Origin of the sequence: Solibacillus sp. FSL R7-0668 (assembly GCF_038006205.1) — a bacterium.
Lineage (GTDB): Bacteria > Bacillota > Bacilli > Bacillales_A > Planococcaceae > Solibacillus.
Map to the genome: position 1 here is coordinate 70,329 of NZ_JBBOUU010000002.1, position 21,057 is coordinate 91,385.

General features: G+C 36.8%; 24 protein-coding genes. 10 read left to right on the forward strand and 14 right to left on the reverse strand.

Annotated features, from left to right (window positions below; translation table 11 throughout):
- Positions 1-234 precede the first annotated feature (234 nt).
- On the forward strand, positions 235-561 hold the full coding sequence (locus MKX47_RS20445; protein WP_340778140.1) for a hypothetical protein: 327 nt from the start codon (positions 235-237) through the stop codon (positions 559-561).
- Here the strand turns inward: MKX47_RS20445 and istB are convergent.
- Both istB and istA read right to left on the reverse strand, forming a co-directional pair.
- Positions 558-1,274, reverse strand: a complete 717-nt coding sequence (gene istB, locus MKX47_RS20450) for an IS21-like element helper ATPase IstB (protein ID WP_340776034.1) — start codon at positions 1,272-1,274, stop codon at positions 558-560. The two genes, MKX47_RS20445 and istB, sit on opposite strands and share 4 nt — an antisense overlap.
- Positions 1,271-2,770, reverse strand: a complete 1,500-nt coding sequence (gene istA, locus MKX47_RS20455; protein ID WP_340776037.1) for an IS21 family transposase — start codon at positions 2,768-2,770, stop codon at positions 1,271-1,273. The genes istB and istA overlap by 4 nt, the downstream gene beginning before the upstream one ends.
- Before the next feature lie 377 nt (positions 2,771-3,147).
- Between istA and MKX47_RS20460 the strand changes: the two genes are divergently transcribed.
- Positions 3,148-5,088 carry an AAA family ATPase gene (locus MKX47_RS20460; RefSeq protein ID WP_340778142.1) on the forward strand — a complete coding sequence of 647 codons (1,941 nt, stop codon included), beginning with the start codon at positions 3,148-3,150 and terminating at the stop codon, positions 5,086-5,088.
- A gap of 75 nt (positions 5,089-5,163) precedes the next feature.
- Here MKX47_RS20460 and MKX47_RS20465 read toward each other — a convergent pair whose 3' ends face one another.
- The gene (locus MKX47_RS20465) at positions 5,164-6,876 is read right to left on the reverse strand and encodes a hypothetical protein (protein ID WP_340778144.1); all 1,713 of its coding nucleotides are present in this window, start codon (positions 6,874-6,876) and stop codon (positions 5,164-5,166) included.
- A gap of 989 nt (positions 6,877-7,865) precedes the next feature.
- Between MKX47_RS20465 and MKX47_RS20470 the strand changes: the two genes are divergently transcribed.
- The 4 genes from MKX47_RS20470 to MKX47_RS20485 all read left to right on the forward strand — a co-directional run bounded on the left by MKX47_RS20470 (position 7,866) and on the right by MKX47_RS20485 (position 11,162).
- The gene (locus MKX47_RS20470) at positions 7,866-9,374 is read left to right on the forward strand and encodes a primase C-terminal domain-containing protein (protein ID WP_340778147.1); all 1,509 of its coding nucleotides are present in this window, start codon (positions 7,866-7,868) and stop codon (positions 9,372-9,374) included.
- A gap of 122 nt (positions 9,375-9,496) precedes the next feature.
- Entirely contained in the window at positions 9,497-9,826 is a 330-nt protein-coding gene (locus MKX47_RS20475) for a hypothetical protein (protein ID WP_340778149.1), read from the forward strand.
- Positions 9,827-10,101: 275 nt separating this feature from the next.
- Positions 10,102-10,464 carry a hypothetical protein gene (locus MKX47_RS20480; RefSeq protein WP_340778151.1) on the forward strand — a complete coding sequence of 121 codons (363 nt, stop codon included), beginning with the start codon at positions 10,102-10,104 and terminating at the stop codon, positions 10,462-10,464.
- Between the two features lie 59 nt (positions 10,465-10,523).
- Positions 10,524-11,162 (forward strand): JAB domain-containing protein, encoded by a 639-nt coding sequence (locus MKX47_RS20485; RefSeq protein ID WP_340778153.1) that lies wholly within the window; start codon positions 10,524-10,526, stop codon positions 11,160-11,162.
- A 55-nt stretch (positions 11,163-11,217) separates the two neighbouring features.
- Here MKX47_RS20485 and MKX47_RS20490 read toward each other — a convergent pair whose 3' ends face one another.
- Both MKX47_RS20490 and MKX47_RS20495 read right to left on the reverse strand, forming a co-directional pair.
- Positions 11,218-11,553 (reverse strand): hypothetical protein, encoded by a 336-nt coding sequence (locus tag MKX47_RS20490; RefSeq protein WP_340778155.1) that lies wholly within the window; start codon positions 11,551-11,553, stop codon positions 11,218-11,220.
- Positions 11,554-11,564: 11 nt separating this feature from the next.
- Positions 11,565-12,671, reverse strand: a complete 1,107-nt coding sequence (locus MKX47_RS20495; protein ID WP_340778157.1) for a ParA family protein — start codon at positions 12,669-12,671, stop codon at positions 11,565-11,567.
- Positions 12,672-12,860: 189 nt separating this feature from the next.
- Here MKX47_RS20495 and MKX47_RS20500 point away from each other — a divergent pair, with 189 nt between their 5' ends.
- From MKX47_RS20500 to tet(L), 4 genes are all read left to right on the forward strand, one after another.
- Entirely contained in the window at positions 12,861-13,121 is a 261-nt protein-coding gene (locus MKX47_RS20500; protein ID WP_340778159.1) for a hypothetical protein, read from the forward strand.
- Complete coding sequence (locus MKX47_RS20505) at positions 13,118-13,387, forward strand: helix-turn-helix domain-containing protein (RefSeq protein ID WP_340778161.1); 270 nt, start codon at positions 13,118-13,120, stop codon at positions 13,385-13,387. Before MKX47_RS20500 ends, MKX47_RS20505 begins: the two co-directional genes overlap by 4 nt.
- A gap of 408 nt (positions 13,388-13,795) precedes the next feature.
- Positions 13,796-13,858, forward strand: a complete 63-nt coding sequence (locus MKX47_RS21460; protein WP_012779615.1) for a tetracycline resistance efflux system leader peptide — start codon at positions 13,796-13,798, stop codon at positions 13,856-13,858.
- A 33-nt stretch (positions 13,859-13,891) separates the two neighbouring features.
- Positions 13,892-15,268, forward strand: a complete 1,377-nt coding sequence (gene tet(L), locus MKX47_RS20510) for a tetracycline efflux MFS transporter Tet(L) (protein WP_001574277.1) — start codon at positions 13,892-13,894, stop codon at positions 15,266-15,268.
- Between the two features lie 221 nt (positions 15,269-15,489).
- Here the strand turns inward: tet(L) and MKX47_RS20515 are convergent, their stop codons facing one another.
- The 9 genes from MKX47_RS20515 to MKX47_RS20555 form a co-directional block, all read right to left on the reverse strand.
- Positions 15,490-15,774: a YolD-like family protein gene (locus tag MKX47_RS20515; RefSeq protein ID WP_340778163.1), complete on the reverse strand. Its 285-nt coding sequence runs from the start codon at positions 15,772-15,774 to the stop codon at positions 15,490-15,492.
- A gap of 435 nt (positions 15,775-16,209) precedes the next feature.
- Positions 16,210-16,830: a zf-HC2 domain-containing protein gene (locus MKX47_RS20520; RefSeq protein ID WP_340778165.1), complete on the reverse strand. Its 621-nt coding sequence runs from the start codon at positions 16,828-16,830 to the stop codon at positions 16,210-16,212.
- Positions 16,820-17,329 (reverse strand): RNA polymerase sigma factor, encoded by a 510-nt coding sequence (locus MKX47_RS20525; protein ID WP_340778167.1) that lies wholly within the window; start codon positions 17,327-17,329, stop codon positions 16,820-16,822. The genes MKX47_RS20520 and MKX47_RS20525 overlap by 11 nt, the downstream gene beginning before the upstream one ends.
- A 237-nt stretch (positions 17,330-17,566) precedes the next feature.
- The gene (locus MKX47_RS20530; protein WP_340778169.1) at positions 17,567-17,992 is read right to left on the reverse strand and encodes a DUF4279 domain-containing protein; all 426 of its coding nucleotides are present in this window, start codon (positions 17,990-17,992) and stop codon (positions 17,567-17,569) included.
- A 103-nt stretch (positions 17,993-18,095) separates the two neighbouring features.
- A complete protein-coding gene (locus MKX47_RS20535) occupies positions 18,096-18,515 on the reverse strand; it encodes an ABC transporter permease (RefSeq protein WP_340778172.1) in 420 nt (139 codons plus the stop codon).
- A 93-nt stretch (positions 18,516-18,608) separates the two neighbouring features.
- Complete coding sequence (locus tag MKX47_RS20540) at positions 18,609-18,848, reverse strand: hypothetical protein (RefSeq protein WP_340778174.1); 240 nt, start codon at positions 18,846-18,848, stop codon at positions 18,609-18,611.
- 171 nt (positions 18,849-19,019) lie between these two features.
- Positions 19,020-19,187 carry a hypothetical protein gene (locus tag MKX47_RS20545; RefSeq protein ID WP_340778175.1) on the reverse strand — a complete coding sequence of 56 codons (168 nt, stop codon included), beginning with the start codon at positions 19,185-19,187 and terminating at the stop codon, positions 19,020-19,022.
- A gap of 126 nt (positions 19,188-19,313) precedes the next feature.
- Positions 19,314-19,601, reverse strand: coding sequence for a YolD-like family protein (locus MKX47_RS20550; RefSeq protein ID WP_340778178.1), 288 nt, complete (start codon positions 19,599-19,601; stop codon positions 19,314-19,316).
- Between the two features lie 160 nt (positions 19,602-19,761).
- A complete protein-coding gene (locus MKX47_RS20555; protein ID WP_340778180.1) occupies positions 19,762-20,643 on the reverse strand; it encodes a hypothetical protein in 882 nt (293 codons plus the stop codon).
- Positions 20,644-21,057 lie beyond the last annotated feature (414 nt).

The window sequence follows — 21,057 nt, forward strand, 5'->3', positions numbered from 1 at the left end:
TTTCACCCCATGAATATTATAAACCGTGTACCATAGTACACGGTCAAGTAAATTGGACTATTTTATTTTTTTCCCAAAGTATCACTCGTATGTGATTGATACTTTTATATAATACTATTGATTATCCTAACATCCCACCAGAAAATCCGATTTAAACACCAGTTGTTTTTAAACTATTAAGAAAGTAATTCCACTATATATTCCGAAGACCCCTTTTTAATAAAAAGAAGAATAATGTACGAAAAACAGGAAGATTTTTATTATATTTTATATAATATTCTGATTTTAATGCAAGAAATGAAATGCAATAATAGTTCGTCTAAATGTATCGATTTTACTAAGTTAGCATATTTGTACCCATTTGTTGCAAATAAAAATCTGGCAAAAATATTAAAAAAAATAAATGATTTCGACAATACTTATTTAGAAACTGAAGAGCTGGAACTACTTTCTAGAACATTTTATGAGAGTAGATTAAAAATGCATGGATTTGGCAATCAAAAAATGACGTTTTTGGTATTTAATTTTGTATGTATTGCCAACAGCCCCGTTTTTCGTTAATTTCTTACTGTCGATGCACGGTAACGATGACTTTCACCTGTAAAAATCACGAGATGTGAATGATGAATAAGTCGATCAATTACTGCCTCTGTCAAAATCTGATTGCCAAATACATGATTCCACTGGCCAAACTGTAAATTGGTCGTGATGATAATACTCTTTTGCTCGTAACACATGGAAATTACTTGAAAAAGAAGCTCTGCTCCTTCTTTACCGAGTGGGAGATAGCCCATCTCATCTAAAATTAGTAAATCTAACTTCTCAATCTGATTCATCAGCTTCGTCAATTGTCCCTTCTGATTGGCATCAATCAATTGATTGACTAAGCCAGCTACCGTATAAAAGCGTACTTTATAGCCAAAACTAGTTATGGCATTTAAGGCAATCAAACGGCTCAAATAGGTTTTTCCTACTCCGACCCCACCATATAAAATCAGATTCTCCCTTTCGGCAATGAACTGACCGCTTAGTATTTCTTCTGATGTAATTGTCTTTGGCAATTGCACATGCTGCCAAACGTAAGGCTCATTGCCACACTTCGGTAGATTCGCCTGTTTTAATAAGAGGTTAATTCTTGATGTTTCACGTTGCTCGATTTCCTCTTCAAAAATATGTTCTAAAAACGTCACCTGTTCAGGGGTGAAATTCATGTGATTCGCACGTAAATGACTTAATTTTAGTCGTTTGGCGTATTCCTGTAATCGTTCACTCATGAGGAACTCACCTCCTCAAAAAGCGTGTCATACCGGGAAATACTACGCTCAATATTCGGAAGTGCTGGTAACTCTGCTGCTGGTGTAATCGGCTGATGCATTGCGCCATCGAAGATAAGCGAATTAAAAGCTTGATGAATGTGCTCCGCTTTTGGATGTCCGGTTTTACTGGCAATCTTTAATGCCTGCGTCAGCTGTTCAAACGTCGCTGATTTCATTAAATCTGCTAAAAGGGCGAAGCCTTCTTTTTGTTCTTCCTCCGTACAAGCCTTTAAATAGACTTGCCAATCTACGGGTAGATGATCGTATACACCTGAATATTTAATGGCACGGGGCCGTTGTGATAAAAGCTTCAAATAAGGCTGCCAAACCATAGATTTGGCATTACTGCCATATAAGCGAGGGTGTGTAACAATCACCTGCTGGTGTTCATCTAAAATTTGCACCTCATTATAAGTGATTTGTACCATTACCTTCTTTTGGGCGAAACGTGGCGAGGTAGAGTATACCTTTGTCTCTAAGTGGATTAATCCACTTTTATCTGCTTTCGCTTCCATCAATCGAGCGCAAAGGAATGATTTCTCGGGTAACACAAGATGGGCCGTACATGTTTCTTTATGTAAAGTGTTTAAGGCAATTTCCTTTTCATAGTGAAGTCGATTACGATTGTCTTCGGCTAATGCCCATAAGGTTTCATTAAAATCCTCTAAATCTACAATCGTCTGTGCCGGCAATAAAAAGTTATTCCTCACATATTTTACCATATTCTCAACGTGACCCTTTTCGTTTCCTTGGGCTGGATTACAGAATTCATATTCAAAGCCATAGTGCAACACAAACCGTTCAAACATATCCGTTAATTCGCGTTCACCTTTTGCGAAAACCTTTTTCACAGCGGGCTTCAAATTATCAAAGCGAATCGTTTTCGGTACGCTACCCATATGCTGAAATATACGTTGTAAGCCTTCTAGTAAGCACTCAGTATTTTCCGAAGGAAATACTTGAAAATAAAAGGTATTTGCGTGTGGAAATGACATCACCAAGAAGGGTAATTCAATGATTTCATTTAAGTATTTGAATGGTGCCTTCCCAAAATCAACTTGTGCTGTTCCAGGTATCGTTTCCAAAGGTAATGTTGCGCCTTCAGCTTCTGCTGTAAGCTCTCTTTTCCTTTTTGAAACATATTCGCGAACGGTACGCGCCTTTCCTTCAAAGTTATGCTCCTGTACTAGCTGATTAAACATACGCTGCGCTGTTCGTTGATACTTCTTTTTCATTTTTAAATCTTCGCGAATCCATTCATCTAAGATTGGCTTCACTCGATCCATAACCGGTGCTTTTCTCGTTTGCTTCTGTTTTTGAGGAAATTCCTCTTGGTTGGCATATTTCTTTACCGTACGTGGATCGTGCTGCACCTGTCGTGCCACTTCCGCATAAGTTTTGCCTTTTTGGTTTACTTCATGTCTGATATAATGGATTTCTACCACTTCTAACATCTCCAATCCCTCCTGTTAAACGTTGTTGGTCCAACGAGGAGTTTACTTTTATTGGGGATTGTTGGCAAGTGGTTTTTTCATACATAAATTAACCGCCATAACTTACATTCTTATAATGCCATAACCAAAATGCACGTCGTTATAAATTTATTATTGGTTTTGAAGAATAAAGGCATTGTTGGAATTAAAAAGAATGAAGTAAGACACTCATTGGACATTTGGTTAGAAAGTGAGGACACTATTGAATTTCTGAATATGGATAGTTTTTTAACAGAAAGGAACCATTATCAGGAAATTAAAAGACTAATACCGAGAGTTCGAACAATGAAAACAGATTCAATTATTGAAGCAATATTTAAAAAGAATGGGGTGATTATATGGGAAGTATAAAAATTAGGAAAGTAATATATGAAGGGGATAACTATTCTTTTGAATCTCCACGTTTTTCTGATGGCCTACAAATAATTGAGGCTGAAAATGGTTCGGGTAAGACAACATTTAGCTCGTTGATTAGTTTTGGCTTGGGTATTTATGTTCCAAAGTTCAACTTCAATAGTGATAAGGAAGAACACCATAGTGAGATAAAACAGGATCAAAATAATTACGTACAGTTATTAATTGACATTAACAATCGAGAATATATTATTAAAAGGTTTTTTGGAAATACCTCAAATATTATTTTAGTAGAAGAAAATGGTGCAACTAAAAGTTTTGATGTTTATAGAAATGACGGTAACATAATTTTCTCTGATTGGTTATTAAATAAACTAGGAATACCCATTTTTGATATATATCAAGGTAGTAAAAATTTCAAGATTAACTTTTGGGATTTATCAAGGTTGATATATTATGATCAATCTTCATTAGTACATAAAATTTTTAAAGAGCATAGAAATTCAAATAATTTTGTTTCTGATTCTGCATTAGTTAGACAAACTATTTTTCAAGTGCTTTTAGGTAAAGGATTTGCTGAATATCATAAAGTAATAGGAGAATTGAATAAACTTTTAAAAGAAAAAGAAAGTTTAGCCTTAGCTCTTAAAAATATTAAAGAAACGTATATGAAGATGGGGATTGATGTTGAAAAATTTGATAAAAACAATGAAACTCAACAACTCCAAAATTTAAATATTAGAGAAAAAAGATTGAATGCATACAAACAAAGTATTATTGCTAAACCAGATAGCATTAAAAATACAAATAAATATTTAGATGAATTAAAATCACAGTTCGACTCAGTAAAAAAAGCAAATATGTCATTAGAAATAGAATATGAAAATTTATTAAGAGAACTAAACGATTTACAGAGATTAAAGGTCACATTAATTGATGAAATTAATCAAATAGAAAAAATTTTATTAACTCATGATAAATTAATGCTTTTTTCCATTAATACTTGCCCGTGCTGTTTAAAAGAAATTAGTAAGCAGGAAAATAAGTGTATTTGTGGTAATGATTTAGAAGAAGGAGAATATGAAAAATTCTTCTATACTACAGATGAATACTTAACTATTTTAAAATCAAAAAAGAAGTCTATAAATACAATTGATAATGCTATTGAAAGTTGTAAAGTTGAACTGGAAAATGTGAAATCTAAACTCGTATTTTCAAAAAAAAGCGTAAATGATTTAATCGCCGAAATTGAAAAATTAGAATCGGATGAGACAAAAATTATTGATTCGGATTTAGTTGGTGTGAATGAAAGTTTGTTTAAAATAAAGTCAGCAATAGAAGTAATCCAAAATAAACTAGAATTTTATAGTCAATTTGAAAAAATCAACAAGGAGTTTAATGGAAAAGATAAGGCAACAAAATTAAAACAAAAGGAGTTATTTATTTTAGAATCCCAAGTTAATAATGATTTTAGTACCCAAGTTGAAAAATTTAAATCTATTTATTCGGACAGCTTATTGGCGATTGAAGATAGTATTAATCATGTAGATTTAAATGATGATTATTTACCGATTATTAATAATGGTACTTATAAAGAAGCCAGTTTAGCAGTTTTGAGAAAAATTGCATTTTACATCTCATTACTATTAATTTCAGTTAAAGATTCGGATGTATTGTTTCCGAAATTTTTATTAATAGATACACCTGAGAATTTAGGAATTGATGATGACAAATTAAATAAGGGGATAGGCTTATTAAACTTAGTGTATTTAGAACATGAAAGGAATTATGAAGTTTCAATTAATAGCACCTTACCATTTCAGGTCATTTTAACAACAGGAGAGGGAAAATTCCCGCCATTCTATTCTAAATATGTTGTAATGAAAATGAGCAACGGTGAAAAATTGTTAAAGAAAAAGAATTAAAATTACTTATATTATAATAGTAAAATGAAATAAACCAACTAGCCATCAGTGTTAGTTGGTTTATTTATCGATAGTTTAATTCATCTCCAACCAATGAATCATCTTCTGATCGTTATCTAGGTTCTGACGCTTAATTTTACGCGCCATGTAGCGAGACAACGTTGTATGGCTAATACCAATCTCTTCAGCAGCCTTTCGAATCGAATAGCCGAGCTCATCAATCTTCGCACGCATAATCTCAGGTGTTAGCTCCTGCACTTTCTTTGGCGATTCAAAGACAAATTCGGTTTGCTCCGTTTTTTCCACAATGACTTCTGTATATTCAGCTTCAATCGGCTCGTTTGTAGACGGCTTTGTTTCGGCTGGTGCACTTTCAGCTAGTGGTGCATTTGGCAAACTTATCTTCTTTTTATTTTCAAGTAGGACAACGGATGGCGGTGTAATTTGTACACTAATTTGGCTCCAATAATTTTGTATCCACCCACGTTTCCCCACTCGCGTTTCGTCAATCTCCTCTGTATAGGACCAATCTGCAATGACTTCATCACGCTGCAATTCATCTAACACCTCTTCAAAGCGGTCGCGTAGCTGTCCACCGTTTAGGCGAGCGGGGAAGTTCATTTCACTAAGTAAAGTTGCGATTTTAAACGGTTGGTTCACAGTGCCCTTAATCGAGCGAATCTTCCATTGGCGACTTAAATAGCGTGTTAAACGTTTATGCTCACGCTGCGACACGTAGCTGTATTTAAACACCTTTAAATCAAGCACGCCTAAAGAGGACTTCGTACCATCTAAATACGGCTGCAAGAGCGTGGACGGTTTAATTTGAAGTGCGTAGATGCCTTTTGGTTTATTTGTCTTCTTATCAAAGGCAATCCGTACACTGCCCACATCAAACATGCGTTTAAAATCTTGGAAGTTATAAAGCTTTGAATCAATCTCACTCGCATTGACAATCTTCACACGCTCTGGCCCGTCATGTAGGGTAATCCAAACACTTGATAAGGCGGCCACGCGTCGCATGATGTTGAAGCGGTCGCGTTCCTTAAACTTTACCTTCTCTGGAATTTCCCCTTTTTCGTAGTGACGAAGGAGTAAAGCGTCATCGCTATGAAATTCAATAAAGCCCTCTGTGTCACGTTTGCCGGTCATCCACTGATAGCTCACAAGGTCAAAAATATCCGCTGTTAGCTCGTCGAGTGAGCTAAGCGTCGTTTCAAGTAAATCGATGCCGTAATTTGGACTAGGATCCGCTTCTGTTTGAAACAGTGGTGCAGGTCGAAGCTCCGCAAAGCCGTGCAAGGTTCCTTGGTTATCGACAAGCTCTGTACCCATGAAGCCCGTTTCCTTTTCTGAGAAGTTCGTTTTATTCGTGACGATATTTCGCATTAAATGAAACGGTGTAGAGGTGTTGGCATAAATATAATCTCGCTCAGCAAGTGGAATGTCTGCTGTTTGTTCTACGAGCTCTACAAGAAACGGACTCACGTGCTCCTTGATCGTATCTTCAAAGTTTTCAACGGTGTTACGAATGATTCGTTTTGTTGAGCGTTTAAAGTCGCTCAGCTCTTCGATGATTAAATGATAGATGGAACGAAAGCTTTCACTAACCTCTTCACCCGGAGCGAGCTGGTTTTTATCTGTCGGTTGTGTGAGGTAGGCGTCCTGGTACCATAAGTCGAGTAAAAACGGTAATTCTGTAAAGAGCACCTTCACTTCCTCAAATACAGCCACTTTACGCTGCTCATAGTTTAAGATTTTTGTGTCACTTAATGCTTGATAATCCATAGGCCACCTCTATTCCACGAGTTTTGTTCCTTTTATTATAGCAAAATGCACCACAGAATAAAGAAAATACCGATGAAATGCACCACTTCTGATATCTTGGTGCATTTCACGGGTAAAAGTACACATGTATTCGTGGATTGGTGCAAAAAATAACGGAATGTCGAACAATCGCGTGTACATTTTAATAAAAACGCACCAACAATCGTGTACACCTTCGTCTAGTAGCCCATAAAGTGATGCATTTATTCGAGTAAATTGGACAGAAAATGCACCACTACACGATTTTTGGTGCAAAGCCATGTACTTTTTATTCAAACGTGCACCAAAAAATGCACCATTTTGACACATTACTACACGCACTTGTCCTACTTTTCATGTTTTGCACCACATCTATGCCTTATGATGGTGCAAATTGTGTTCTATTTCTTCATTTGGTGCAAAAGTGTATAGAAAGAGTGTACTACTTTGAGAGATGAGTACTACATTTCATGAAAAGCGGTCATTTGGGACAAAGGTGTGCACAAAAACGGGACAAAGGCGTGTAGTATTCAAACGATTATGCACCAACCTAGACAAAGGTGTGTACTAAGGAATCGCTATAAATCAGTATTTTTTAGAAAATGGTGCATTTTAAACAATTTTTCTCGTGGTGCATTTCCGAAGGCGTGTACAAAAAATGCACCACTACACTTTTTAGCGGGACAAAGGCGTGTAGTAACGAAAAGTCCGAAACTTTGAGAAAGCTAGATATAGCAAGGGATTTCATAGTTTACGAGAGACATGAGAGTGGTGCATTTACGTGTGGGTGCCTGTAATTTTTCGGACAAACCCGCCATAGCAAACTTTTTTACACATTTCGTCAAACCCTTGCTACGACTGGGCTCAAGGGTGGTGCATTTTGGTGCATTTTTCTCTATAGAGAGCGGCATATGCGGCACCTTCGATTTTTTATACTGTAGGTATGAAAAAATCGGGGGAGGTGTCACCAGATGAATCTAGTCGACGTATTTGATACATTACTACCAAAAGGACTTTTAACATATAAAAAGATTGGCTCTAAAGCTAGTTTACCAAAGCGTGTTGCGGCGGAGAAGAAGGATAAACAAAATCGCCAGGGCGTGCTATTTGCGGTGCGTGAAAAAGCACACTTTGCGAATGGCCAAGTGAAGGGCTATATTTTAACGTCGAAAGAAAGTTTACTAGAGGACGCTGGTGCACTTTCGCATTTTACGCCAAACGTGTACCGTTACGGCACGTACTCAGATGAAAAGCGTTCGTTTATTAAAGGCTTCAGTGAGGAAAACCTGCAGCAAATTAACACATTTGTTGTGGATATCGACACAAAGCGTCATACGGTAAATGATTTACTACTGGCGTGCTTAGACGAATCGGTTGGTCTGCCAACATGGATCATTGAAAGTGACCGTGGCTACCAGCTGTATTTTGTGCTTGAGACGCCTCTGTTTATTACGAATAAAGAGAATTTCAAAGGACTAAAGGTCGCAAAGCGTATTAGCGACAACATTAAACGTAGTCTAAAGTGCGTGGATGCAGATATTTACTGCAACGACTTTGGCTTTTTCCGTATGCCAACAATAGAGAACGTGAAATATATGGAGCTACAAAATACATATACCATGCATGAGCTTATTCAGTGGTCGATGCGCCGTGATGACGGAGAGCGACCTCTATTTGTCGTGCCAACACAAAAGGTACAGGATCTTACGCGTACAGACTGGTTTGATGCACTGATTCATACAACAAACATAAAAGGGCAATCAGGCATCATTGGACGTAACAATACGTTATTTACACTGGCTCTTATTGGCTTTGCAGAAGGCTGGGAAGTGGAGCGTACAGAGAACTTTTTAGACGAGTTCAATAGTCGCTTGGACTATCCAATGAACGCAGCAGATTTAAAATCTACACTGAACTCGGCGTATTCAGGCAAGTATTCGGGCCCAAGTAAGGAATATGTAGAAAGCTTACTAGCACATCATGTGAAAAATGGTGATTCGTTTACAGTGTCATTTGGCAACCGGGCTTGGTACAAATTTAAAAAGGAGCGTGAAGACCGTACACGCAGCCACTACGACGAGTGGGAACAGGATATTATCGAATACATCACGGCTGAAAAACAAATTTCAGGACCGTTTATTTGGCGTACACAAAAAGAGCTGTGTGAAGCAGTGGGCATTGCACAAAGCTCGTTAAATGAACTATTAAAACGCTCGAAACAACTGATTAAAACAGTAACAGGTAAAGGTCGCGGAGCCAAAACGGGCTGGACGACTGTAACACTTTTCTTACAACACGTTATGCATGAGCTACAAGCTGCAAAAGCACGTTACCGTCATTTAGTAGTAGCGATGGTAGAGGAAACAGTAGCAGAGCTTGAGCCAGTGGCGGGCTTTAGTGAATTACAAGCAAAACTCGTAAAGCTTTTACGAACAGCCCCATCGGTGACGCACGAAAGACAGCAAAATAGCTCTGGTTAAACTAATACTCCACTCTGCCTAACATATTTCTAGTTACGTTTGGTGGGGGTGCTCCTTTGGGCATAGATATACTAATAATCTAGTTTTTATATAGTATTTGGTTTTACTTGGAGGGGATCTAGGTGAAGGTATATTTACAGCATGATGGGGAAGACCAGGTAGTTTTATTTAATAGGGATTATTCTCAGTATGCTTATCCATATTTTTTAAGCCATTATAAGCAGGTACTGGGGAAGTATGGATTAGATGTGTCAACAGAGGACTGTTTATTTGAGATAACGGATGAACTTTTAAGAGAGTTACTTACGCGTTATGAGGTGAAGTGGGAGGACGTGTTGTATTATATGGCCTTTCGTGCACCTAATCCGATTGCTATTGGTTATATTGGGGGAAAAGAGCTTGAGGATGTATTGTTATATAAGCAGATAGAATGTCAAATAGAGATTGGTTAACTGGTTAATTGAGTTAACATTAGTAGTTTTAATATTTTGATAATTTAAATTGTCTAGTGTATAATAGGGGGCATCTATTAATCTTCCCACAGTAGTGGATAGCCGGAATATTTCTTAAGGAAAAGATTCGGTCAAATATTTTGGTTAGTTTAAAGCATAAGAGGGATCTCGTTCGTGAGATTTATTAAAAGCACAAAAAGACAATTGGGTCTTTCTGTGCTTTTTTTTGTGTTTTAAAGAAGAATGGTGGATAAAAAGTTAAAGGAGGAATCTGTATGCAAACGATATCAAGTACAGTACCAGCAACGCATGAGGAAGCAGTGGTACTTGCCAATGAGATTGAGCGTTTGGAGGCAGTAGTGAAAGCAGCAAAGGGATTATTAAAGGAATTTGTAGAGCAGAATGGGCCAGTGGAAACGAGCTATGAGCGTTGGGATTTTATTCATGCAGAAAGTTGGTCATTTAATAAAGGGGCAACAAAGGATATTGCGAAGCGGTTAGCCAGTGATGGTGTAAACCCGTGGGATTTTTTATCCTTTGCAGCGAAGGATTTAAAACGGATTGGCTGGGAGGATCAGGAGCTTAGTCAGTACGGACAAGTGAAAACGGTGAAGCGGTTTACGTCTCGTAAGCTGTAGCGTAAAAGTTACTAAGGTATTTGGTAGCTTTTTTATTATGCCTAAAAGGAGGAAGGAATATGAATCGTATTAAATTAAAGGAAGTAGCAGAGCTTTATGGATCAGCAGAGCAGCTATCATTAGAGGATACGCTTTATTTATTATTAGGGCAATCTGTGAAAGCAGAGGCGTTACAAGCGTTAACCCAGCTTGGAGCAACGGATTTGATGGAGCTGTCCTTTGAAGAAATGTTAGCGTTAGGATTAACGAAAGCACAGGCATATAAATTAAAGGGAGCGATTAGTTTAACGCGTAAATTCCAAAAGGGAGCGTTTATACCGAATATGGTAATTCGTTCGCCTGAGGATGCAGCAAATGTAGCGATTCAGTATTTACAAGGTATGAAGCAGGAGCACTTTGTGGCAATGTTTTTAGATACGAAAAATCAAGTGAAGCATTTTGAAACGATTTTTATTGGTTCACTTAATGCGAGTATCGTACATCCACGTGAGTTGTACGCACGTGCTGTAAAGATGAGCTGTGCGGGGATTTTGGTGTTTCATAATCATCCCAGCCAGTCGCTCAGTCCGTCACCTGAAGATATTGATGTGACGCATCGACTTGCAGCTGCAGGGGAGATTTTAGGGATACAGTTAATTGATCATTTAATTGTGAATGATACAGGATTTTATAGTTTGAAGGAGCATGGGTTGTTTTAAATGATACGGATAATGAAAAAGAGCCACCTAATTGTTTTAGGTGGCCACATACATATTACTTGTTTAAGAAGCTTTTAAGTTTTGTAGTAAGGTCTTCTGGATCCATCTGACGCAGTTGCTCTACAGCAAAGTCTACAAGTTCAAGCATTTTTACGTCATGCTGAGCACTCGTTGTTTTGAAGTAGAAGTGAGCATCTGCTGAACCTAAAATGTTACGGCGTTCTACTTTTTCTTTTTTAACAGGAGCTGCTACTTCAGGTGTCTCTGTTTGCCCCATTGCAGCAAGTCCACGTGGTTGCGGGCTAGCGAATGCTGTTTGATGTGGGTTTTCGTTTGTTGAGCCGATTTGCTCATTTAGTGCATCAGTTTGAATAATATTTTTTCGTGCCATACTGTTTCCTCCTAGTTGACCAGTTCCGCTTCAAGTGTTTTTAGGTCTTGGTCTGTTTGAATCCATGCCTCAATTTTTGAAACAAGGGATTTACGCTTTTGTGGTGTCGTGTCCTTCAGTAAATCACGTAAGGCTGCTGCAAGTTGTCCGGCATTAAAGCCACGGTCCTCTAATACCTCGTCACGGTAAAATACAGCCTCGTCAAAGGCATTTGCTAGTCGAGTATAGTCTTTACCATTCAATTCGTCTTTCGCAAGCTCTAGCAGCTGCTCTACGCGTAATTTCGTCGTATCTTCTGGTAGCTTGCCCGTGCGAATTAAAATCTCCTGTGCCAGTGAATCATACATAAAGAATATATTACGGTCATGGTGGTCAAACTTTTTCGGGTTTGGTGGCACCAGGTCGTAGCGTTTGACACGCTCACGCTCATAGACGCGAGAATAAAGAATATTGTCGCCGTATGTTTTTAATGCGGCTGAAATCACGGTAAAGTCGATATTACTCTTCTTATTTTCTAGATACATTAAAATGCCAAGTAGTTTTGCGCCCTCGTAGCCGTAGCCAGAAGCTTTGGCACTTGTCGCTGTTTTAGCAGATTCCTCTAAAAAGCCTGCCATTTGACGGTATGATTTTGCCTGCGTCATCATAACCCCGATATAGTAGTCACTTGCCACAATCGCATTGATGTTTTGAATATTTGATGTCGGTGGAACGTCGTACAAAATAAAGTCGTAGTTTGCTTCAACCTGCTGAATGACAAGGTCAAGGTACAGACCGGCTTCAAATTTCCCGAATGCTCCTTTTTCAAATAATAAAAGGTCCAGCCCGGCAAGCTCACGACCACTCGGCATGATATGTAAGTTTGGATCTAGTTGGATGACTGTATCAGCTGAGAGCTTCGGGTCTTTAATCGCTGTGAAAATCGATGGGTGATCACTCAGGTCTGTCTTATTTTTAAATGTACGCATTAAAAAGTCTGTTGCATCTGCCTGTGCATCGAAATCCACGACTAAGACACGCTGGTTAAAATGCTTCGCTAGTGAAATGGCCAGTAAGCAGGTTGTCGTTGTTTTCCCAACGCCTCCTTTACTGTTACCTAACGTAATTTTGATTGCCACTCGTTTCACGCTCCTCAAAATGGAAGTAGTATATTTATTATAACAAATCCCCTATATAAATACATTAGTTTATTAAGTAATTACTGCGTAAATTCATTAATATATTTATTGATTAATATATTAATTATTTAATTAACGATTATTGACATCAGTTTTGTGGTAAAGAAGTAGAAAAAGGGGGCGGTTTTGATGCATTTTTCAATTGGTGAATGGGTGAGTTTTCAGCATACGTTAGGCTTTATTTTAGTGAAAAACGTCAAGGAGCGTAAATGCTTAGTACAGTTTGGGCTATCTAGTGAGGTCGATATGAAATGGATTCCGGTTGAGTTACTGTCGTCTCGTGAAGAGGTTCGGTTATTAGAAGAGGATATTGGTGAGCTGCAAAATTTGGCGATTGAGCTAGAGGATGCAGAGTGGTATAAGGAGCTTGAAGGAAGGGTTATGAAATGATTACGATACAGGAGGCTGTTCGCCAACGATTAGAACAATTAATGAATGAACAGGGGCTTACGATTTCGGAATTAGCACGTCGCTCGGCATTAAGGCAATCAACAGTGCAGGATATTGCAAAAGGGAAGAGTCGAAATCCTTCCATGCAGGCGGTGTACCAAATTGCTTCAGGATTGGGGCTAACACTAAGTGAGTTTACGGATGACGATTGTTTTGGACGCATTGAAAAAATTCCAATGAAACGAAACCGAACAAAAGAGAAGTAGCGAGCTGCCACTTCTCTTTTATGCGTCGTACAGGTGTAATTTTAAAATGTGTGGGATATAAATGACTTTATTGCCTTATGGGGGGTACTGCCAACAAATCGCGGAAAACATACGCTAAGCAAAATTTTACACAATGAAATGCGATATTTCCTATGTTAAGAGGTTTTCCATAAATGTACACTTTTACGGATAGTGAGGTGGATTTGATTTATTACCCATTTATAGCGTTCGTAGGCGTCTATTTAGCAGTTTGCTAACGTTCATTTATAAAGATGTTTGGTATAATTAAAGTTGATTAGTGGCAATGCAACAAACGGGCCATATTGTTGTATAAGTGATGAAATACTGAATTTAAAACTTAGTTTATATGTGGTAAAATGTTTTAATCAAGTTTAGGAGGAATTAATTATGAAGTGTAATGAATGTAACAGGGTTCAATTAAAAGAGGGAAGCGTATCATTAACCCTATAAACTACGTCTGCCCTCATTATTGGAGGGTGAAATGTGAATACATCCTATTCACAATCGAATTTACGACACAACCAAATTTTAATTTGGCTTTGCATTTTATCTTTTTTTAGCGTATTAAATGAAATGGTTTTGAACGTCTCATTACCTGATATTGCAAATGATTTTAATAAACCACCTGCGAGTACAAACTGGGTGAACACAGCCTTTATGTTAACCTTTTCCATTGGAACAGCTGTATATGGAAAGCTATCTGATCAATTAGGCATCAAAAGGTTACTCCTATTTGGAATTATAATAAATTGTTTCGGGTCGGTAATTGGGTTTGTTGGCCATTCTTTCTTTTCCTTACTTATTATGGCTCGTTTTATTCAAGGGGCTGGTGCAGCTGCATTTCCAGCACTCGTAATGGTTGTAGTTGCGCGCTATATTCCAAAGGAAAATAGGGGTAAAGCATTTGGTCTTATTGGATCGATAGTAGCCATGGGAGAAGGAGTCGGTCCAGCGATTGGTGGAATGATAGCCCATTATATTCATTGGTCCTATCTTCTACTCATTCCTATGATAACAATTATCACTGTTCCGTTTCTTATGAAATTATTAAAGAAAGAAGTAAGGATAAAAGGTCATTTTGATATCAAAGGAATTATACTAATGTCTGTAGGCATTGTATTTTTTATGTTGTTTACAACATCATATAGCATTTCTTTTCTTATCGTTAGCGTGCTGTCATTCCTGATATTTGTAAAACATATCAGGAAAGTAACAGATCCTTTTGTTGATCCCGGATTAGGGAAAAATATACCTTTTATGATTGGAGTTCTTTGTGGGGGAATTATATTTGGAACAGTAGCAGGGTTTGTCTCTATGGTTCCTTATATGATGAAAGATGTTCACCAGCTAAGTACTGCCGAAATCGGAAGTGTAATTATTTTCCCTGGAACAATGAGTGTCATTATTTTCGGCTACATTGGTGGGATACTTGTTGATAGAAGAGGTCCTTTATACGTGTTAAACATCGGAGTTACATTTCTTTCTGTTAGCTTTTTAACTGCTTCCTTTCTTTTAGAAACAACATCATGGTTCATGACAATTATAATCGTATTTGTTTTAGGTGGGCTTTCGTTCACCAAAACAGTTATATCAACAATTGTTTCAAGTAGCTTGAAACAGCAGGAAGCTGGTGCTGGAATGAGTTTGCTTAACTTTACCAGCTTTTTATCAGAGGGAACAGGTATTGCAATTGTAGGTGGTTTATTATCCATACCCTTACTTGATCAAAGGTTGTTACCTATGGAAGTTGATCAGTCAACTTATCTGTATAGTAATTTGTTATTACTTTTTTCAGGAATCATTGTCATTAGTTGGCTGGTTACCTTGAATGTATATAAACATTCTCAAAGGGATTTCTAAATCGTTAAGGGATCAACTTTGGGAGAGAGTTCAAAATTGATCCTTTTTTTATAACAGGAATTCAAATCTTTTTGTTCCATTAAAGGGCGCGTTTGTTGAAGATCAGCAGGAAAAGAAAATTCCTAAACAGGTCAAAACAGGTACTTCAAAATTTGAAGTACCTGTTTTTTATGGGTTATAAATCCTTAGCGTATGTTTTCCGCGTTTTGTTGGTACGACCCCTATGGTGACAAAATAACAAGCTTAGGTGATTGTACCGGCAATGCTTGAACGGTACATTCAACACTGAACGCTTCACCATTTTGCCAGTAGGTCACGTGTACTAAGCTATTTGTTTGTACAGCCGTTTGTATTTGGTGAGCCAGCTCTTCAAAGTCGTATTCATCATGCTGCGGCTCAGGTAAGTAGTTATCTTCAGCGTGCCATTCACGTAACAGCTTCACGTGTTCTGGTAGCATCATCGCCGTCCATTTAATCGTCCCTCTATCTCGATTCCGACACTCCATACGCTCACCCCCAAAAAAGAACATTTGTTCCTATTTTGTCAGACTAATGCAAAAAGTAAAGAATCGAGTAATCCTATGCTACACTAGGGAAGTACTTTGTCGCTTTTTGTGAGAGCAGCATGGCGTAATTGTCATGCTGCTTATTTTTATTGTCTAAGGTATCGCCAACATTTCGGAAATTTTGTACGCTAAGGGCTATTAAAATATGCAGGATTTTATGCAAGATTGTGGGAAGTGCGATCATCACCAAAACACCCCTAAACGATTGCTGTTAGTGGCTTTGTAAAAACGTGCATAAAATCCTGTATAAATAATGTTCCATTAAAAAAGGTGAAAACGTTGATGTAACAGCGTTTTCACCTTTTTGGTATGCCCCCAAACTTCCATTTGGGAACGTTTTTTGAATTACATATGCAACTTTGGATTAGATGCATCCTATACCGCATTAATCGTGAAATGCCCAGGTGAAGCTTTTATTTCCAAATAATATTTTTCCCCTCTCTTCAAATCTTCTAATTCAACACTTTTTCCAGGGGGGATTAGAATTTCATCAATAATTACATTACCCTTTGCGTCTTTTACTCTTAGTAATACTTCACTTTCATTATTCGCATGATTAACGATCTCTTTTTTCCAAAAAAGACTATCATATATCACATACTCTTGATAATTAATCAAATCATCCGAGAAGCTAACACTTTGCCATTCTTCATTGTCATCCGTTATAACTGCATTTCCCATAGCCATTGGAAAAAAGAATTGATTAACAACCCCTACATCTTGCACTACTAGAGTACTTATTGTAGTAATCATAAAAGTCATCAAAATAGCTATAATAACTTGATATCGTCGTTTTTTGTTAATGAGCTTAAATGGTTCTTTCGCAGCCTCCACATTTGTTTCGACTATTTGCACTGGTGGTTGCTGCATCAGTTGCAGAGTTTCTTTACATTTTTGGCACTGTTCAATATGTTCTTCAATTGCAGCAACGGTTTCTTTACTACAAATACAATCTATATAGGACGGCATTAAATCCTTTATAATATTACAATTCATCTGAATTCACCCTTTCTGCTAGTTTACATTTTGCACGATAATATGTAACTCTTGCCCAGTTTTCACTTTTCTCATAGATATCTCCTAGTTCCTTAAAACTTAAATCCATCGTTATTCGAAGTAAAAGGATTTCAGCATACGGTTCTTGTAATTGACGAATTTCTTGATGGATTTCACGTAATGTACTTTCTTTAATCATTGCGATATCAGGCAAATCTTCCTTTGAACGTATATCAACACCTGTTTTCGTCAAATAATCAATACTCGTATGATTTCGATGCTTTGCCTTCTTTAAATAATCAAAATAGCTGTGCTTAGCAATTTGACATAACCAAACCGAAATTTTGCATTTGCCATTGTAACGATGAATAGATTTAACCGCTTGATAAAATGTTTCTTGAGTTAATTCTTCTGCTAAATCCTCACTTGATGTCAAACAAAGAAGAAAAAGTTTCACTTCATTTGCATAGGATTTATAGATTTCACTTAAATCCTCCACTAAATCCCCCCTTCAATCAACATTCTTAAATAGAGCTCACTTATATATAGAATGAAACAAAGATTCGTTACAAAGAATGCTAAATTATTTTAACGACTTTTAAAAATCTAATCATAAGCAGCCCAAAACAAATACCCCATTCAAAATAATGAATGGGGGGTGTATAGTTACCTAACTTTCATTTGGGAACGTTATTTGTATGGGATTGTATATCTCAATAAATAATGAAAAATATGATTAGGCTCTTTCTTTATAATCGTACACATAGCTATCTAACGTTGCGTCTAATTCAGTTAAGAAAGCTAAATGTGGTGACTGTAAGCGAACAATAGGCGAATCATCTGACTCTAAGTTTATAATAATTTCGAAAAATATTTCTCCACTATATATTTCTTTCAACTGTAAAAGCCTTTCTTTTTTTTGTGATAAATCTTCAAAAAAAGCGTTTATAATAGATTCACCATCGTTATTCTCGGAAATCTCTGAACGGATTGTAATGCTGCTTTCTAAACGTGCTGATGTATCATATTCTGGGAATTGCAAATCACCTTTTACCCACGTTAACCTTTCATATAGCTGAAAATCCTTACGAAACTCTTTTAAATCAACTATTTCATCGCTAACGAAATTTAGTGAACAATAGATATTTGTACATGAACTCAAATTCTTAAACCCCTTTGTTATATAAATTCGGTTAAGACTCCCAAAGTGTCATTTGGGAACGTTATTTTGATGTGATGTGTTTATAGTATGCAATATGTTAATTCTAATCTCTATTTACAATTATGATTTTTTTAGTTTTTAATTTTTCAGAAACAGAATAAATCAAAGTGATAATAAACGCTAAAATACAAGGATATCCAATAATTACGACGACATTTGTATGTTCGATTAAACTAAACTCGCCCCACTCTAACCATAAACGCCAACCCATTCCTAATGAAGATAATATTAAAGAAATAATAAAAACTAATCCGATATTATTTTTAAAAATGCCTACAAAAATATTTCCAATTAAAATATAAAATCCAAGTGTGACAAATGAGGTAGCTAAGTCAAAACCTTTTAAGTTTGGAATAACTGCTGTGAAAGTTATTCCACTTACAAATAAAATAACGGTGATGTTAAAAAGCAAGAAATGATTTTTATTCTTTTCAATCTTTCTAAAGTCATCCTTATTAAACATTTTTTACACCTCCACAAATTAATTGTAACATATTTTGGAAGTGTATTTATTCCTAATAAAATTCCCAAAGCGTTGTTTGGTAACATTGTTTGCTTATTGATAGTTCCCTATCTCTACACTTGTATTTATAAAAGTAATTATTAACACAACTGTTATCATAAGAATTGTGACTAGAGCTGCCATCTTCGTATTATCAATTACAGCTTTAGATAATAGAGGTTCTACTTTCTTCATCCGTTGCTTTATCCATAGCAAAAGTTTCTCTGTGTTAAAAAAGATTTGAATTAATATCACATAAATTGCAGTAATTAATAATGTTATTGCTATTTCCATTCACAACACCTCATCTTAGCGATAGTAGTATTTATAGATATACATATTTTACCACTAAGTGAGCGTTATTGAACTAAATGACTTTATTAGTTATTACGTAAACGTCCCCAAACCGACGTTTGGGAACATTAGGTGTAAAAAACGAATAACGTTTTCCTCGTACGCATTCCCCTATTTTTTAGTGTCTTTATTAAAGGCTTCTAAACGGCTTTCATAACTCCCCCGAATACGCTCATTCTCCGCATGCATCTCAGCTTTTTGTGCGTTTTTTGCAGGCTTTTGAGCTTTATCAAGTGAGGCTTGAAATGAAGATATTAAATCCGTTACATTATCTTGCAATGGGCGTTTATCACTTGCGACAATGGTACTTTCTGCTTTTCTATTAGATGGATAAGAGTCAGTGAGATACAACCCTTCAGATCGGTTCTCAATGGATTAAAGGTTTAGGTTAAATATTAATGAGTCTTACACGTCATATAAATGAATTTTCATGATTTGTGGGGTATAAATCCTTTTGTCCCCTTGAGGAGATTGAATTGTGATATAAGGTGTATTCACGGGCAGCTTTTTTATTGTTCCTTCGACTGTGAATGATTCACCATTGTTCCAGTAATGAATGAGGACCATACTATGCGTTTGGACGGCTGTTTGGGCGAGTTCTTCAAAGTCAAATTCATCGAGCTGTGGCTCAGCGACAAAATGATCTTTCTCGTACCATTTACGTATCAGTTTTACATGCTCGGGCAGCATCATCGCTGTCCATTAAATTGTGCCGCGATCCCGGTTTCTATTATTCATTTCATCGCCTCCAAATCACGGAATATTTGTTCTTATATTGGCAGAATGATGTAAAAAGTAAAACAGGAAAAAACAACCGCTAAACCTTTTTCAATAAAAAGGATTTAGCGGTTTTTCATTTATCATCCTGTGCTTTTAACGCTTCAATCTCAGCCTGATACTTCTCACGATTGGCTTCGTTGGTTTTACGCAGTTCAGCGATTCCCGCATAAAGTGCTTGAATCTGCTCATTGTGCTGCTCGTTTACCTTTGTTAGCTGGGCTTGTTGCTGACGTTCCAGTTCGACTAGGGCTCTCTCACGTTCCAGATCTTTGCGCTCGAGGGATAGCTGGAGGGCATCTTCAAACTTTTGTTTTTCTGTAGCTAAGGTCTTTTGGGCTTCAGCAAGTTCCTGCTGAAGCGTATTGCCTTTTGCTTCTGCAGCATTTGCCTGTTCGATTAATGCTGATTTTTCTTTGCTAAATGCAATTTTTAGCTGTTCGTTTTCGTCCGCAAAAGCTTGATATTTCGCGACCAGACCGCTTAACGTATCATTTTTTTCTTTATATTCAGCAATTAGGGCCTGATTGTTTTCCAAGGTTGTTTCATTGGCCTTTAATTTTTCTTTAGATTCTTTTTCTAGTTCTTCCAAGTAGTTTATCATATCAGTTTTCAATTTGATTTCTTCTTTAAATTGTAAAAATTGATGTTGGAAATCGCTGATGATGGCTTCTTTGCTCTCTAATTTATCGCTAATATCTTTTACTGCATGATCCTTCAAATAGACCGAACGCTGAATCATATTAACGATTAGTTCATACATGCGTGTTGTATGGTGTTCAAGTTCTGTTAAATCTTGCGTGTAGTCACTTGAACCTTGCTTAATGGTATTCAATTCATACAATGCAACAGCCTTCTCAAACCAATCTTTTGAAGAGACACCACTTGATTCGATAACCATTTTAGCCTTTTCATACATTTCTTCGCTTACTTTGACACCAAATGTTTTATCAGCCATCTTTATTTCCTCCTTTATAGTTAACTAATAAATTTAGTATTATCAAAGGGTTAACCTAGTTTTTATAAGTTAACCTTATTATAATTAAATAAAGCAGAAAATTCAAACATTACCCCTGGTTTTTGGCATATAAAAAACGCTCCCTGTTAACGTTTGGGAACATTAAATGTAAAAAACGGATAATTTTTTCCTCGTATTCAATGTGTACGCATGCCCCTATTTTTTATTGTCCTTATTAAAGGTTTCTAAACGGCTTTCGTAATTCTGTCTGATCCGCTCATCCTCTACATGCATCTCAGCGACTTTATCGTTGTACTTGTCATTTTGGGCTTGTAAATTCGTCTGATACGTTCGTTCTACTTCTACCAGGTCCTTCTCTACGTGCTTGTTATATCAGTTATAACGGTTATGTCA